At 38.6% G+C, this 15,771-nt stretch carries 18 protein-coding genes and 1 pseudogene; 10 read left to right on the top strand and 9 right to left on the bottom strand.

Going from position 1 to position 15,771, the window contains the following annotated elements; translation table 11 throughout:
• The first annotated feature begins 161 nt into the window (after positions 1-161).
• Together PSI22_RS11060 and PSI22_RS11055 are read left to right on the top strand one after the other, a co-directional pair.
• Positions 162-1,166 carry a ParA family protein gene (locus PSI22_RS11060; protein WP_273579788.1) on the top strand — a complete coding sequence of 335 codons (1,005 nt, stop codon included), beginning with the start codon at positions 162-164 and terminating at the stop codon, positions 1,164-1,166.
• Between the two features lie 83 nt (positions 1,167-1,249).
• Positions 1,250-2,038: an SIR2 family protein gene (locus tag PSI22_RS11055; protein WP_273579787.1), complete on the top strand. Its 789-nt coding sequence runs from the start codon at positions 1,250-1,252 to the stop codon at positions 2,036-2,038.
• Positions 2,039-2,376: 338 nt separating this feature from the next.
• Here PSI22_RS11055 and PSI22_RS11050 read toward each other — a convergent pair.
• Positions 2,377-2,625, bottom strand: a pseudogene (locus PSI22_RS11050) (phage major capsid protein); the annotation flags it as partial.
• 301 nt (positions 2,626-2,926) lie between these two features.
• Positions 2,927-3,154, bottom strand: a complete 228-nt coding sequence (locus PSI22_RS11045; RefSeq protein ID WP_273579786.1) for a hypothetical protein — start codon at positions 3,152-3,154, stop codon at positions 2,927-2,929.
• A 426-nt stretch (positions 3,155-3,580) separates the two neighbouring features.
• On the opposite strand from PSI22_RS11045, the gene PSI22_RS11040 reads away from it, so the two are divergent.
• Both PSI22_RS11040 and PSI22_RS11035 read left to right on the top strand, forming a co-directional pair.
• A complete protein-coding gene (locus PSI22_RS11040) occupies positions 3,581-4,267 on the top strand; it encodes a hypothetical protein (RefSeq protein WP_273579785.1) in 687 nt (228 codons plus the stop codon).
• On the top strand, positions 4,245-4,667 hold the full coding sequence (locus tag PSI22_RS11035; RefSeq protein WP_038214237.1) for a hypothetical protein: 423 nt from the start codon (positions 4,245-4,247) through the stop codon (positions 4,665-4,667). Before PSI22_RS11040 ends, PSI22_RS11035 begins: the two co-directional genes overlap by 23 nt.
• On the opposite strand, the gene PSI22_RS11030 is transcribed toward PSI22_RS11035, so the two are convergent.
• The 4 genes from PSI22_RS11030 to PSI22_RS11015 form a co-directional block, all read right to left on the bottom strand.
• On the bottom strand, positions 4,664-5,143 hold the full coding sequence (locus tag PSI22_RS11030; protein WP_273579784.1) for an Hcp family type VI secretion system effector: 480 nt from the start codon (positions 5,141-5,143) through the stop codon (positions 4,664-4,666). The genes PSI22_RS11035 and PSI22_RS11030 overlap by 4 nt on opposite strands.
• A gap of 570 nt (positions 5,144-5,713) precedes the next feature.
• On the bottom strand, positions 5,714-8,113 hold the full coding sequence (locus PSI22_RS11025; RefSeq protein ID WP_273579783.1) for a primase-like DNA-binding domain-containing protein: 2,400 nt from the start codon (positions 8,111-8,113) through the stop codon (positions 5,714-5,716).
• Positions 8,114-8,115: 2 nt separating this feature from the next.
• The gene (locus tag PSI22_RS11020) at positions 8,116-8,523 is read right to left on the bottom strand and encodes a hypothetical protein (RefSeq protein WP_080718356.1); all 408 of its coding nucleotides are present in this window, start codon (positions 8,521-8,523) and stop codon (positions 8,116-8,118) included.
• Positions 8,516-8,641, bottom strand: a complete 126-nt coding sequence (locus tag PSI22_RS11015) for a hypothetical protein (protein ID WP_262070620.1) — start codon at positions 8,639-8,641, stop codon at positions 8,516-8,518. The genes PSI22_RS11020 and PSI22_RS11015 overlap by 8 nt, the downstream gene beginning before the upstream one ends.
• A gap of 193 nt (positions 8,642-8,834) precedes the next feature.
• Between PSI22_RS11015 and PSI22_RS11010 the strand changes: the two genes are divergently transcribed.
• Entirely contained in the window at positions 8,835-9,014 is a 180-nt protein-coding gene (locus tag PSI22_RS11010) for a YlcI/YnfO family protein (protein WP_273579781.1), read from the top strand.
• Between the two features lie 179 nt (positions 9,015-9,193).
• Here the strand turns inward: PSI22_RS11010 and PSI22_RS11005 are convergent, their stop codons facing one another.
• Together PSI22_RS11005 and PSI22_RS11000 are read right to left on the bottom strand one after the other, a co-directional pair.
• Positions 9,194-9,478, bottom strand: coding sequence for a helix-turn-helix transcriptional regulator (locus PSI22_RS11005; RefSeq protein ID WP_038205526.1), 285 nt, complete (start codon positions 9,476-9,478; stop codon positions 9,194-9,196).
• Positions 9,479-9,605: 127 nt separating this feature from the next.
• A complete protein-coding gene (locus PSI22_RS11000; RefSeq protein WP_273579780.1) occupies positions 9,606-10,823 on the bottom strand; it encodes a tyrosine-type recombinase/integrase in 1,218 nt (405 codons plus the stop codon).
• Between the two features lie 320 nt (positions 10,824-11,143).
• Between PSI22_RS11000 and PSI22_RS10995 the strand changes: the two genes are divergently transcribed.
• Entirely contained in the window at positions 11,144-11,566 is a 423-nt protein-coding gene (locus tag PSI22_RS10995) for a GNAT family acetyltransferase (protein ID WP_273579779.1), read from the top strand.
• A 26-nt stretch (positions 11,567-11,592) separates the two neighbouring features.
• On the opposite strand, the gene PSI22_RS10990 is transcribed toward PSI22_RS10995, so the two are convergent.
• Positions 11,593-12,006, bottom strand: coding sequence for a hypothetical protein (locus PSI22_RS10990; RefSeq protein ID WP_273579777.1), 414 nt, complete (start codon positions 12,004-12,006; stop codon positions 11,593-11,595).
• Positions 12,007-12,194: 188 nt separating this feature from the next.
• Here PSI22_RS10990 and PSI22_RS10985 point away from each other — a divergent pair, with 188 nt between their 5' ends.
• The 4 genes from PSI22_RS10985 to cysW all read left to right on the top strand — a co-directional run bounded on the left by PSI22_RS10985 (position 12,195) and on the right by cysW (position 15,751).
• Positions 12,195-12,815: an RpoE-regulated lipoprotein gene (locus tag PSI22_RS10985; protein WP_273579776.1), complete on the top strand. Its 621-nt coding sequence runs from the start codon at positions 12,195-12,197 to the stop codon at positions 12,813-12,815.
• Between the two features lie 226 nt (positions 12,816-13,041).
• Positions 13,042-14,079: a sulfate ABC transporter substrate-binding protein gene (locus PSI22_RS10980; RefSeq protein WP_273579775.1), complete on the top strand. Its 1,038-nt coding sequence runs from the start codon at positions 13,042-13,044 to the stop codon at positions 14,077-14,079.
• Positions 14,079-14,912, top strand: a complete 834-nt coding sequence (cysT, locus tag PSI22_RS10975; RefSeq protein WP_273579819.1) for a sulfate/thiosulfate ABC transporter permease CysT — start codon at positions 14,079-14,081, stop codon at positions 14,910-14,912. Before PSI22_RS10980 ends, cysT begins: the two co-directional genes overlap by 1 nt.
• Positions 14,912-15,751, top strand: a complete 840-nt coding sequence (gene cysW / locus PSI22_RS10970) for a sulfate/thiosulfate ABC transporter permease CysW (protein ID WP_273579773.1) — start codon at positions 14,912-14,914, stop codon at positions 15,749-15,751. Before cysT ends, cysW begins: the two co-directional genes overlap by 1 nt.
• Positions 15,752-15,771 lie beyond the last annotated feature (20 nt).

Below are 15,771 nucleotides of genomic sequence, written 5' to 3'. Positions count from 1 at the left end.
CTGAAAAAACAGTATGTTAGTTACATTTCTTCTGATGATATAAATTAGGAAAAGGATATTAAATTTTATTTTTTATAATCGCCTATAATAAATTATGACTTATTGAACAAGAATATTACTAATATTATTGTTTTTTAATTAGTTTAAAAAGGAATCGTATCATGAAAAGTATAGTTTTTTTCAATAACAAAGGTGGGGTAGGTAAAACCACTCTAATATGCAATGTGGCAGCATATTTATCTCTGGAATTAGATAAAAAAGTATTAGTAGTTGATGCTGACCCTCAGTGCAATGCAACATCTTATTGCTTAAGTGATGAAAAGTTAGATGAATTATATTTAACTGATAAAAGAGATACTATAGAGTCTTTCCTAAAACCAGTAAGGAGAGGTACTGGTTATCTAGAAAAAAGAATAAGCCCTATAAAAACCGATAATTTTGGTTTTGACCTTATACCCGGAGACCCTTTATTAGCTCTAAGCGAAGATTCATTGGCCTCTGATTGGTCTGAGGCAATAGTTGGGAAATATAGAGGGTTGCAAACAACATTCGTGTTTTCACATTTATCTTATTTATATGATGACTATGATTTTATATTTTTTGATGTTGGACCATCCTTAGGAGCATTAAATAGAGCTATTTTAATATCAAGTGATTACTTTACAATTCCTATGTCTGTTGACACATTTAGTTTGATGGCTATAAAAAATATAAAGACCTCATTAATTAATTGGAGAGATAATATAAATGGAGGCCTTCGTATCTATAAAAAATATGAGGGGGGTGGAGATTCTTTTTATATCAAAGATAAGGGAATGAAGTGGAAACTATTTTTTATTGGATATGTAATGCAGCAATATAGGGCCAAAACTGTTAGAGGCAAAAAAGTTCAGGTTAAATCTTTTGAGAAAATAGCAAGAAAAATCCCCACAATAATTAAATCAGATATTTCTGATGAGTTTAGCATAAGTAAAGATCTTGTACCAAAACTTGGAGAAATAGAGAATATGAATAGCCTGATACCCATGTCTCAACTTGCTCATACACCTGTGTTTTCATTAAAAGGTATAGATGGGGTGGTAGGTGCTCATTTTGCAAAAGTAAATGATGCAAAAAAAATATATAGTAATATATGTAAAAAGTTATTAAATAATATTAAGGTATGATGACCATGATAAAATGGACTAATACATTAGTACAAGATCTCGCTAGGCGAAAATGTATTCTTTTTTTAGGCTCAGGTGTGTCTATGAACAGTGTTGGCATAGATAATATTCGACCTCCAAGCTGGAAAAATTTTTTAGAAAAAAGCATGCGTAATTTACCTAATGCTAACCAAATAAAAAAATTGATACGTAATGAAGATTATCTGACTGCTTGTGAACTAATAAAATTAAACTCGAACAAGGGTGAATTCGAGACACTAATAAAAGAATGTTTTTTAACTCCTAAATATAAACCAGCGCCTATACATGAATGTTTATTTAAATTAGATAGTAGGATAGTTATAACCCCTAATTTTGATAAAATATATGATACTTATGTAACTACTGAAACACAGGGAACAGTAGTAATAAAAAATTATTTTGATTTGGATATTGTTACTTTCGTTAAAGATATAGGTAGGTTAATAATAAAAATACATGGTACAGCAGACGATACAAAAAATTTAATATTTTCTAGGTCTGATTATGCTAAAGCCAGATCAAAAAATAGAGATTTTTATGAGCTTATAAATGCCTTGAGCTTAACACATACTTTCCTTTTTATAGGCTGTGGTGTAAATGATCCAGATATTAAGTTATTACTTGAAGATTCATTTTTCAAGCATGACGCAACAAAACCACATTTTATGATATCCTCAGACAAAAGTATTCATAAAGACATGATTAAAGTAATTGAAGATACATTAAATTTAACCATTCTTCATTATAAGTCTTCAAAAGGAGATCATTCTGAACTAACTAATAGTTTGTTTGAACTTGTTAGTTTAGTTGAAGAAGAAAGAATAAACCTGAAAGAGACAATGAACTGGTAAAAAGATACTGAATTAATTACAGTGGATATAAAAACCACATTTTTAATTTCAGATTAATGATTTCAATTACATTAGGTAGTGGATAAATCTATCGCTACCTAAAATTCTTTTCTCCCTTGACAAAGACAAACAATATTATAACACATGATAATAGTACCTATTCTTATCTGTAGTGGTGCGCGGTCAATATATATCCCAACCGTCGTTCTTGATATTCAAAAACTCACCTTAAATCGTTGCTTCAGATAAGTCAGAAAGCTTTTTTGCCACAGTCGCCAAGTTTCTTCGGTATCAACAAAGGTGTCATCAATCTCTTAGGTCAGCCAGCCGAGAACATCCACATCACTATTACTGAAGTTTTTGCTAGCTGGTTGGGTTTTACCTGCCTGACTGCGCTCATCATCGGCAAGGGTTTCATAACGGGCAATTTCCGCATTCAGGGAATCGGACTGGCTGCGTAGTTCGTCAAACTGTTTGGCTTCATCTACCGTTAAAGAGCGCTTTTCGTCTTCGGTTTTAGTCAGTAGGGAACGCATTTGGTTGGTTAAATCGGCTTTTTGCTGGCGTAATTCGAGTAATTTTTTCATGGTGTCTTTGTAGTCAATTTATTTTTGCAAAAAATAATTTTTAACACCATGAAAAATAATAAGAAAGAATACTTGTTATGTTGAGCGAGCATACAAAAATATAAAAATGGCGACTTAAATTGCTATTCTACTAAAGCTATTTGTTTTTTACTTTTATAGTATAGGTTTTATCGAAATCTTTCCCTGGGTACATTGTACCCAAAGTAAACCCTACCACTTCAATTTTTATCAGCTCTGTCTTCTTTGGGATGCCTGTTATATTTATATGATGATAATCTTTTCTTACTTCTTCTTTTCCTTCTCATTGGAAAGAACTTTCTTTTGGATTCCATGTTAGTCCTGAGCCAATAGGATGAATTTTTACCCAAACGCTTTTTTCATTTAATGCGCCTCCTGTGATGGTAATTGATGCTTGATATGGTTCGTTTATCACAGCATCAGGAAGAACTTCTGATTTTGGTAAAACTTTTGGCGTTGGGTTCCCACAACCATAAAGTAAAAAAATAAAAATCATCAGTATCTTTTTCATATTATTTCATTGGTTTAAAAACCAAACCATAGTAGTTAACTTAAAAATCAATCAAGTGTAATATTACTGAGTAAAATTTATTTTAAGTAATTAAATAAAGGTTACAGTTTTAAGATGATATTACTTACTATAAAAATAAATTTGAAAACACTTTGTTACTGATATGTTAAAAATTAACGCATAATTTTTTGTGAAGAAAATACTCTATACCATTAACTAATCATGTTTATAGTCTAAGATTATGATTGTATTTTACGAAAATATTGATATTTACTAATTTAGTAAGTAATTATATCATCATATTCTACAGGAGTTTAGTGTGAGGGTAGAATAGCTGATTTCTGTTAAAATATTCTACTAATTATTTTGTTTAGTGTCATACGTCTAAGATTTTATGGCACACTTAACTAAATTACAGGAGTTCTCATGACTAAAAGATCTGATATAGAAGATGGACGATTGGTTTATACAGAAAAATTAGGGTGGTTAGATTTAGGGCATGCTAACGGTGATGATGCAAGAAAGTTAATGATCTCTCTTGCTTTGGGGGATGAAACTACTAATAAATCGCATTTTATTGTTAGGTATGTCCAATATATGGGCAGGGGGCGTAGTCTGGGAACATCTATAAAAACAAGATGGAGAGTTAGAAGAGGTTTATCTTTACATGATAAAAAAAGAGTTGCTCTTACTATTATGATGTATACAACTCATTCATTTGAATCATATCAAGATTCCTTTCCTTTTACTTTAATTTCAGATAGTGGCTATAGTGGTGAAGATTTGATTTCTAACTTATTCGGTTTTTATCAAGCTATCAACGGTATTAATTATTTACCTCAAGTAGGGGTAGTAAGTAAAGAAAAAGCATATAAACGATGGGATTACTACGGAGCTATAGGAAAATATAAAAATAAATCTTTTAAGCCATTATTATTCCCTGACCCTGAAAAGTATCCAAATAATACAATTCCTTATAATATTCCCTTGCCTAGTTTTTTAAATACAATAACGCCTATAAGCGATATAAAAACTGGTCAGGACGTAATGCTTATTGAAGATGCAAGCTGGATTAATATAGGTAAAGAATATGCTGGGATTGCGGTTGAGTAATTTCATACGTATATGTATAGTTATATTTATTTTAGCTATTGGCGTTATTCTTTTTTTTGCATCATTAGCGAATGTTAATTTATCATATACAAAAAGAAATTTTATTTATTATTACTCATTTACCTTTGATGAAATTAAGAGTGTGCCTTTAATTTCAAATGATTATATTATATATTATGACTCTCCTGATGGTAATAATACCATGACTAACGAAATTATATTTTCAAATGTAAAATTGAGTCGTCTGGCAGAATTAATAAAATACACTGAAAACATGGGTTTTATAAAATACTATGATAAGTATTGGAAAGATGAACGCTGGCGTAAAGATAATACCATTATAAGTATAAAACAAAATGATACTGAGCGTACCATTTTGTTTTTAGTGGAGAAGAACTAAAATACATTATCTTCTCTTATGCTGTAGCCTGATGTACCAGCGATGTGATGTGTCCATGTTATGCTATCATATGAAATTGTTATACTTTCATATGGTTGCATATCATTGTGGCTTAGTGAGTTGGGGTAGTGGCTTGAGATATTTTTTATAGTTGCATTTGTTAATTTGATAGAGTAAAACTTTTCTAACCCTCCTGTTGAGCTATTCCTATATATGTCAAGCAGGCAATCTAAATGCTCATTGCTTGATATTGCAACGCCTAATAATGGAGATGATTTATCTATTGGCTTTGTTATTATTATAGGTTGATGATTTACATTCTGTTCTCTACTGATATCGTGATCCACAGAATAAACCAATATTTTATCTTTATTTTCTTCTTGGTATTTATTACCTATTGAATCATAGGTTGAACAACCTGCTGATATCAGCCCTTGCTTTTTGCCGTTTAAGGTCATATAAATAATGTTAGCCATTTCCTTTCCTTTTGCTTGCTATTTTATAGTCATAAAATATATAGCTATTTATCTGCCTGTCAATAGTCATATTCATAATTTATCATAAAACAAAATAACAACGATAAAAAATATAATATAGGGTTCTAAAATATTATCACTCAATGATATTAACATACGTTACATTGAGTGATTTTGATAATTCTGATATGAAGAAATATTTCATTAGATAGCCTCTAAAAACGACTATTTAATCTGCTAATTTTAATTATGTCTTGATATATATCAAAACATAAAGATATTTTTATTTTCCTACCAAAGGTACCCCCCTAAAAATCTTTTTCACCTCCTCCGCTGTGCACCCTCTGCATAATTCACTGAACGCCTTGCTACATCTGGGTTTGCCGCAATTAATATGATATTCATTGACTGTATCTCCTGTTCACCCATTTTTTATATGAATGAAGAGAATGTATAGTAGTGTATAGCTAAAAAATAACTATACACCTATTATTTTCTTTTAAATACAGATGGATATTTAAAATGATGCAGGGAATGTAGACCTAAAACCAAAAGTTCTATACAGCAGGCTTAACTGTTTCGTAACTCAGGCACGGACGGCAGCCACTCTTCGGCTTCTCCCGATAATTCAACATTATAAGAGTAACCTTTATTGGTTCGCACTTTCCGATACTCCTTGCGATACTCCAGCATGATTTTGGGAAGTGATTCGCCGAACTTGGTCAGCGTGAGCGGTCGCTCAAAGCCGTGTGCTTCCATAAAAGAAAGATAAGCGTGATACAGGTACAATCTCGGTGCGCGTGGGCTGATGTTCTTATTGCCCATCTTCATTCCAGTTGCATCATTGACAGACACCAGATAACCGCAAAAGCGATACAACGGATCTGAATTGCTTTTCACCGTTAACGCTTCGTTAGAATCGCGTTGCGCCTGTAGCAGCTTTTTAGCCTTATTCTGGTCGGCAAACTCCGTTAATAAATGCCGGATAATCACAGGCAGTTCCTGGCTGATTTTCTCCGGCAATTGTGGGTCTTTCTCGGATTCTTTGACCGGAATATTAAACGGAAATATCACCCGCCGCCGTGCAATACCGCCATTACGTTCTGTAAAGCTCATCGGTTCGTTATTGGTGGCTAATACAACGGCCTTAATTACCGTAGAAAATTGCTTCTCATATTTCCCGTCAACTTCGATTAAATCACCGCCAGTAATCGCCTTAATGCCAGCGCCTTCACCGACATATTTAACCTGATCGGGCAGTGTAATCAGGCTTTTTCCGACAAACTGATAACGGCCTCTCGCCTCATCCAGTGCCCTCATATTGCCACTGGCGGTATTGTGTTCTCCCGCTAACAAGGTCGCAATATAGGTAAAGATACTTTTACCGCTGCCACCTTCGCCTGTGACCTCAATAAATAGCTGCCAGTCATAACGGTTTGCCAGGATCATAAACAGGGCGGCTTTGATTCGTGCCATTTTGTTTTCATTGCTCCCCGCCGCATGGGATAACCAGCGGTAAAAATCAGGGGCGTGATCCGGCAGGTTTTCACCGATAGCAGGCGGGGTGAATGTGATGCCGTTATGGTTCATTAGCCAGTGTTCCGGCTGGTGCGGGGTAAATTGTTGTGTCGATAATTCATACACACCATTACGAAACCCGATTAAATCCTGCCGTTGTTCGCCGATAATCGGCACCTGTAATTTCATGGCACAGATAGCGTTATTGATCCCATTCGGACTGTAAGGGGTTTCGTACTGGTCAAAGATTGCCACCATTGCGCGGCGCAGCTCATTATCCGACACGGTCTGCCATGTCGTACCGTTAAAATGGTAAACCATATCACTTTCAGGATTGACCGCGACCTCGCCGTAGCGTTCTACCACCAGCGCCCCGCGCTGACTGGCTGCCATTTGTGCCAGATTGTTGTTGGCTTTTTTTGGCTTCGATTCGTGGATCACCGCTTCTGCTTCCATTAGCCTTTTCTCCCCAACCTGATATAACCCGTTATTAAATGCCTGCTTTGCTGCCTCAATGCCGTGATGCTGGCGATAATCGTCCCAATCGACTTTCAATGCCGTTGACGGTAGTGTTACCCAGCCACTAATCGCTATAGCGGCCTTCTCTGCCGCAATCTTGCCAACGTTCTTTTTCAGCCTGCCGTTTTTGTCCCGTTCGTCCGGCTCGTGCCAGTCATTATCAGCAGCAATAATGATTTTCGCGTCTGGCCACTGAGTTCTGACTAGCTCGGCAACTATGGATAAATTGCTTTCATCAATCGCCGCTAGCACGATACCTTTATGTAATTGCCTGACCGTTAAAGCAGTGGCGTAACCTTCGGTGATGATGAAAGTGTCCGGCGTTCCGGTAATTTTGGATAAGGGGATAAAGCTGCCTTTCTTCTGCGTACCGGAAACAAGGCGCTTTTCCCCGTTCGGCTTGATGGTCTGAGCGCCCGTGATTGTGCCGTCAAGCGTCTGAGTCACCAGCAATAGCGAGCCATCTTTCAATAGCCGTTGATTGGGGCATTGCAGCCCCTTTTTCGCCAGATATTGAGATTCACCTGTAACAGTAGTGGCAACCAGTGCCGCAATGCGTTCAGCAATCGGCTTTGCTGCTCGTGGCTGTTCTTTGACGTGTTTAGGTTCGGGCAAAGGCATTGCCAGCACATCAGCCACCAGCTTAGCCGCTGCAAAGACCGTAATCCCTTTGTTTCTCGCTACTAAATCCAACCCGTCACCATGATTCGGCTCATCGCATTGGCGGCAATGCCAGTCGCCGTTATGGTTATCATCTATAAAATGAAAGCGGTCAGTGCCGCCGCATATCGGACAAGCACCATGCTTACCCTTTAACGGAACGTCAATACCACAGGCGGGCAACAAAAGTTGCCAGTGATTGGCGGCGGATTGCTTCACTGCACGAATAACATCTAACGGACGGCTTTTTTGAATATTATTTCCCTGACTCATGATCACTCGTCCTCGCCATTAACAGCCGCATAAAGCGAATAGTAAACTTCCTGATTGATATCACAGGCCAGTGAAAGCAAATCATGTAATTCTTCGGAACAGTGCTGGCTAGACTGTTCAAGAATGATCTCATATAAAGAGATGCATAAACCCGCCCGAAACGCGGCCTGATCTAATGGGTCGGATTTCCTATACACAACGCAATTTAATAATTTATTCACAAGAGGCTGTGGAGAATGTTTCAACAAAGCTCGGTGAACCTCCTGATGAATATCGCCCGCCAGTGCAATCAGATTATTTAAGTTGATTTCGCACTCATCTTTGGCTTTTTTGGTAATAAATGTGAAGAGTGAAACACCCAGACTTGCGCGATATAGCGCCTGTTTTAATGAGATAGGTTTATTACTCATGGTGTGTCTCCTGACGTGATACGAAGATCAGTGAGGACATACCAGCCAGCCGCTGAGTGCCGGATGCAATTAGGAATGTAAATTTTAGGCGAGTTTGGTTAGACTGTATGTCAGCCATAGCATTAGCTCCGATAATGTTGTGGTTAGACGCCTCGATAGTGTTACCGCACTTCGGGGCGTCGCTGTTTTTGTTCCTTGGATGATTCAAGGTGTCAGCCACTATGTTATTTTTAAGTGTCAGCCACGTCAATCCTTTTTCATGAAAATTTTTTGTGTATACTGTCAGCCACCAACTACTAATGGATACAGATATGGCAACGAAAGCAATAAATGCAAAGTCAAAAAAATTAGAAGCACGTGTACCGCATGAACTTGTTGACTCAATGGAAAAACTTAAAGAAGAGGGTGAAAGTACCGCACAATTTATAATTTCGGCTATGACAGGTGAAATTAAACGCCGCCAGCGCAAATCCAAAGCATCATCTGAGTAAGAATAATCAATTAACCCTCTTAAAGAGGGTTGCCTGTTAAATTGATGGTTGCTTAATCTTAAAGAACCTCTATAGCTAGTACTTACCATTAATCCACTGATTCCCAAAAATTAAGCTGATTTTAGAGTGAGTTAGATCGCAACCAATTAAGGTTGTTAATTTTTCCATGATGTTATTCTTTAATTGGTACGTTTACGGCTATACGGGTTATTTACGTTTTCTACTGTTGGCGGATTACGTACCCAATGCAGCAAATCACTGAGCAACCAAGCACAGGAATTGCGACCTAATGGTTTACGGGCAGGGAAACGGCCTTCATTTTCCAGTTTCCATGCTGACGTTCTGGAAATAGAGGTAATGTGCTGGCGTTCTTTTTCACGTATAAGGCGATCATAAGGTTCGCCATACTCGGAAAGGATATTGCGGCGTTCTTCAGGTGTAGGAATGCTGTATTGAATAGTCATGTTACCCTCACTGTTTAATTGTTTTTGTGAGGGTATTTTACTTAAAATAAATCATTACAAAAGAAAGCAATATTTGTTACGTATATACTACAATGATCACACTCATCATTAAACTCATTAATTCCCATTATTGAGCTATTTTTAATACAACGACATTCTCATAATTACCCGACAATACATCCAGTCGCTCACACCACATGTTTAAGGCGTCTAGCTTCTCTGGTAGGTATTGGCTCTTATTATATATAGCCATGACGCCCGGTAAAATATGGCCTAAAAGCTGATCTACAATATGTGGAGCTACTTTCATATCATTTAATTTTGTGGAAAAAGTTCGTCTTAAGTCATGCAAAGACCATTTTTCCACATGACCTAATTTTTTCCATATCTTTGTTCCATACTCTGATACTGTTTCAGTGCTTTTAAATGCACCTAGTAGGTAATCATTTTTATGGTTTTGATAAATAATATTTTCTAAGAATAGTTTCATACATTCAGGTATCGGGCGAATAATTCTTTCACCTGTCTTGCTATTTTCCTTTGGAACAGTCCACAGCATGGAATCTAAATTCCATTCTGAACATTTAGATAACCTGATCTCTCGTGTTCGACAACCAAATACAACCAAAATTTTCAATAAATTATTATAATAAGGTAGGTAAATATCTTCATTGATGGATTTCCATAATTGACCAAGTTCATTATCTTCTAAATACCGCTGGCCTTTATTCTGTTTTTTTCCTATATCCTGAATTGTTAAATCATCTAATACATGGCTAATTGCATACCTTCTTACCCGGCAAAATTTCAGGGCTTGCTTGCACAATTGAAGTATGCCACCAGAAGCCACCGGAGCTTCTTTTTTCATTTTATCAAAGCATTGCAGCCAATATATTATTTCGCAGTCAGATAATGCCATTTCCCCAATGTGGGGATAAATATGCTTTCCTAATTGACGAATGAGGCTATCAATATTTACTCGGTTTTCTCTGCCATAGTGTTCTATCCAATATTCGATAGCGTCTTTTACAGTGACTGGTTTTAATGATTCCTGCATCGTTAAATTAAATTGCAGCTTTGGATCTTTACCAGAGGCCAACCAGTTACGGCATTTGTCCCGTGTTTCACGAGCTTGTTTGAGAGGCATATCAGGATAGCGCCCAATGGTAAGGCGGTTTAACTTTTTACCATCAAGTCGGTAGGTAAAAATCCAACTAATACCACCAGCTTTAGATGCTTTTGCACTTAATCCAGCACCATCGGCAAAAAATTCAATCTTGTTCCTTTCCTTTCCGTGTAGGGTTTTAAGTTTTTTGTCACTGAGCTTGTTGAATTCGGCAGCCATGTTCACCCAATATATTTATACAAATGTTTATACGTAGTGTGCTGCAATAGTAGGAAAACGTCAATAAGCACTGGAACAATATACAGTTGATTGGATTATTAATTATTTGATTTTTATATAAAAATAATAAACATCGACAAACACCGAAACATGAAACTAATATATATTGGGTATATTCATTTCTGCTTTCATTTGGGTTGGTTTATGGCGATAGACAGTATACCTGTTAGTCTCAGTAAACGCATTTTCATATTGATTCCAAAATAAAAGTAGTGATAATTAACGTTGATTCAACCGTTTATTAAATAGGCTGACTAACTATGGAAATTCGGGTATTTCGGCAAGATGATTTTGAGGCCGTCACCACACTTTGGGAACGCTGTGATTTGATTAATCCCGGTGATGATCCAGAAGTAGATATTGAGCGTAAGTTAACCCATGATGCTGATTTATTTCTAGTTGCTGAAGTTGCGGGAGAAGTGGTTGGTACAGTTATGGGCGGCTATGATGGGCATCGTGGGCATGCTTATTATCTAAGCGTTCACCCTGAATTCAGGGGCAGGGGAATTGCTAATGCTCTGATATCCCGTTTGGAAAAAAAATTATTGGCGAGAGGTTGTCCGAGTATTCTGATTCTGGTTTCAGAAGAGAATGATGCAACGATTTGTATGTGTGAAAAAATGGAATATGATTATTTGGGGCAAGAAAATACTATTTTTAGTAAGCGCTTGATTATTGATTAAATATAAAATGGCTGAACAGTATTATTTTATTCGGCCATTATCGAATTATACAGTACTAAATTAATTATCTTTATTATAAAATGGCTCAAGCATCTCTGATATTTATTTTGCAAAGTAAATAATTTTTTTGACACAATGGGGATATTATCTCCGATACTAGAGACAATTCTAACTTGAATTTTTCCTTCGTTATCTCGATATAGTTGATAATGATCATGGATGGGAGATTCTGGTTTCCCTTCTAATATAATAAAGCGACAAGGAGATTGAATATGAGATTTATTCTCCTGAGATATCGTGATTTTTTCCTGATTTGTAGTGTGACTCAACTTGTCATAATTATTAGAAGGCAAAACCGATTTTTGACCTGAGGCTCTCACCATGACAGATACGCTTAAAGAGATAATAAATACCGTAATAATCACCTTTTCATTCATCATATTCTACCGTAACATCGTTCTTTAGATGAAAGTGATGTTATCGGTCATTGTGTCAACCTATTGTCAATGTTGTATCGTTCTTATGTTTTTGGCATTTTTGTTGATGAAATGTTTCGTATTCATAAATGAATGTTTTTTTAAGAGTGTGGTTTGCATAACCCGTCAATAGATATAAAGGTAAAACAATAATGGGTAAATTTTTTGTATTTAATTTATTGTCCAAACAGAGAGTTGTAGCCGTTAGTAGTTTGTTGGGAGGTTCGTTGTTATTAAGTGCCTGTGCTGGAATATCAGAATTTTCATGGTCTTCGTTATCACCTTTGGAGTGGTTTGGCAGTACCTTGCGTGTCTCCGAACAAGGTGTTGGGGAAGTTAATAAACAGACAGATATGGATCAATCTGCGATTGAACAAGGCTTAAAAGGCAAATACCGCCTGCGCAGTGGGATGGAAACTCAAAATGGCAAATTCGTCAACATCATTCAGGGAATGGAGGATAACCAAGTAAAAATCGAATTGTCTGGTTTGGCTAAGGGTAAGGTTGATCGTATTGATGTGTTGGATGACGGGGTGAAAACCGTGTGGGGAACGAAAATAGGCACGCCTTTCTCCGAACTGTATGACAAAGCGTTTGGTGTATGCCATCGTTCCAGTGATTTCACGACGCAGCCAACTGTGATTTGTATTGCACCGCAAAGCCAGCATATCAGCTACGTGTTTACCGGAACGTGGGATGGCCCAGAAGGGTTAATGCCTTCTGATGATGTCCTGAAAAATTGGAAAATTTCGCGGATTATTTGGCAATCCTGACAAAGCTTTAAAGAGAGTTTGTGCTGAAGCAGAGCTCTCTTTTCATCCGTTTATACATTATCTTTTGAATTGATAATCCCTACATTTCCTATAGCTTATCGCGTTTCATCATTTCTCATAAAAACTCGGTATATAAAACAGGGGGTAGTAAACTACCCTGTTATAAATATTCTGGATACAGTATGAAGAAATCGTTGTTGAATAGGCGTGACGGGTAAGGTGTTGGATGAAAACAGTGGCAATAAACAATAAATTATTGAGCGGGTTGGTTGCCGTAGCACTTTTAGGCCTTATCAACGCCTATAGTGCCAACGCTTATGCTGTCGGATTACTGAATAGTTCTTACGATATTTCGCGAGAGCTATTTTCTACCTTGAACCCTCAATTTGAAAAACAATGGAATGCACAGCATCCACAGGATAAATTAATTATTAAGCAATCCCATGCAGGTTCATCCAAACAGGCATTGAGTATTCTACAGGGGTTACGGGCTGATGTTGTGACGTACAATCAGGTAACGGATGTTCAGATCCTGCATGATCGCGGCAATCTTATTCCTGCCGACTGGCAGCAACGTCTGCCAAATAACAGTTCACCTTACTATTCCACTATGGCTTTTCTGGTTCGCAAAGGTAATCCCAAACAGATCCATACTTGGGATGATTTGGTGCGTCATGATGTGAAGTTGATTTTTCCAAACCCGAAAACGTCGGGTAATGGGCGTTATACCTATCTGGCGGCATGGGGCGCTTTCCAACAGCAAAATCAGCATGACCCGGTGAAAGTTCGCCAACTGATGCAGCGTCTTTTGCAAAACGTAGCGGTATTTGATACTGGGGGACGGGGTGCAACGACTTCATTTATTGAACGGAATCTAGGCGATGTTTTGATTAGTTTTGAATCTGAAGTCAATAATATTCGTAAACAGTATGGTGCAGGTAATTATGAAGTCATTGTGCCTCCGGTAGATATTTTGGCTGAGTTCCCTGTGACTTGGATTGATAAAAATGTCCGCAGAAATGGAACTGAAGCGGTGGCTAAAGCCTATTTGAATTACCTTTATAGCCCCGCAGCGCAGCAGATCATTGCGAGTTTCAATTATCGTGTGAATGATAAAAACGTCATGGAAGCACAGAAACCTCGTTTTCCTGAAACCAGACTGTTTCGTCTGGAAGAACAATTCGGTAGCTGGCCGCAGGTGATGAAAACACACTTCAACACGGGCGGTATGTTGGATCAGTTATTGGCGGAAGGACATAAATGATGTTAGTGGCATCCGGTAAACGCGTACTGCCCGGATTTGGGCTGAGTTTGGGCAGTAGTCTGTTTTATACCTGTCTGATCCTGTTATTGCCATTAAGCGCTCTGGCCGTACAGCTTTCCAGTATGACATGGGCTCAATATTGGCAGGTAATTGTAAATCCGCAGGTTGTTGCCGCTTATCAGGTGACATTGCTGGCTGCTGCGGCCGCCAGTTTGTTCAACATGGTTTTCGGGATGTTGATGGCGTGGATACTGACGCGTTATCACTTTCCTGGTCGCAGTTTGCTTGACGGGTTGATGGACTTGCCTTTTGCTTTGCCGACTGCCGTGGCAGGCTTAACTCTGGCGACCCTGTTCTCTGCAACAGGATGGTATGGCGATTGGCTGGGCAATTTTGACATCAAGGTAGTGAATACTTGGCTGGGAATTGCGGTTGCGATGGCATTCACAAGCCTGCCGTTTGTCGTCCGCACAGTGCAGCCCGTTCTTGAAGAACTTGGCCCCGAATATGAGGAAGCGGCGCAGACATTGGGTGCGAGCCGCTGGCAGACTTTCCGGCGAGTTATTCTGCCTGAAGTTTCACCTGCATTGATGGCTGGAACCGTACTCTCTTTCACTCGCAGCCTAGGGGAGTTTGGGGCAGTCATTTTTATTGCAGGCAATATTGCATGGCAAACAGAAGTGGTCTCCCTGATGATTTTCATCCGTCTGCAAGAATTTGATTATCCGGCTGCTAGCGCGATTGCTTCGGTGATCCTTGCGGCATCGTTGTTACTGCTGTTTAGCGTCAATATATTGCAGAGTCGGTTTGGTAAACGGATCGGGGGGCATTGATGACTGAATTCTCTGAATACACAGTGGCACAGCGCTCTCCTATCAACTGGGGAAAATGGGTACTGATTGGTACGGGCATACTCGTTTCTACTCTGCTGCTGGTAATCCCGATAATGTGGATTTTCTTGACCGCTTTTTCGAAAGGTTTCGATCTCGTTAAACAGAATCTTCTTGATCCCGATATGCTGCATGCTATCTGGTTGACCGTGATGATTGCGCTTATCACAGTCCCTATCAATCTGATTTTTGGTGTGATGACCGCTTGGCTAGTCACTCGATTCCAATTTCCCGGCAGGCAGTTATTGCTGACATTGATTGATATTCCGTTTGCTGTTTCGCCTGTTGTGGCAGGGCTGCTTTATCTGCTGTTTTACGGTGTTAATGGCTGGATGGGGGGCTGGCTGGGTTCTTATGACATCCAATTAATGTTTTCATGGCCGGGTATGGTACTGGTGACGGTATTTGTGACATGCCCATTTGTTGTCCGTGAGTTGGTGCCGGTGATGTTAAGTCAGGGTAGTCAGGAAGATGAGGCTGCAATATTGCTGGGCGCTTCTGGTTGGAAGATGTTCTGGCGTGTGACATTACCGAATATTCGCTGGGCATTGCTATATGGCATCGTTTTGACCAATGCTCGGGCGATTGGGGAATTTGGCGCAGTTTCTGTGGTATCCGGGGCGATCCGGGGTGAAACCTATACGCTGCCTTTGCAGGTTGAGCTGCTGTACCAAGATTACAACACTGTGGGTGCATTTACGGCTGCGGCTTTATTGGCAGTGATGGCGATTATCACTCTGATGGTCAAAAGTGCTGTGCAGTGGCGCTTAAGCCACCAGTAACGGGAGATCAGGAGCAAGAT

The organism is Xenorhabdus aichiensis, assembly GCF_028598775.1.
GTDB classification, from domain to species: domain Bacteria; phylum Pseudomonadota; class Gammaproteobacteria; order Enterobacterales; family Enterobacteriaceae; genus Xenorhabdus; species Xenorhabdus bovienii.
Note: the sequence above shows the minus strand (reverse complement) of the source record. Positions and strands in the feature narration are given on the sequence as shown.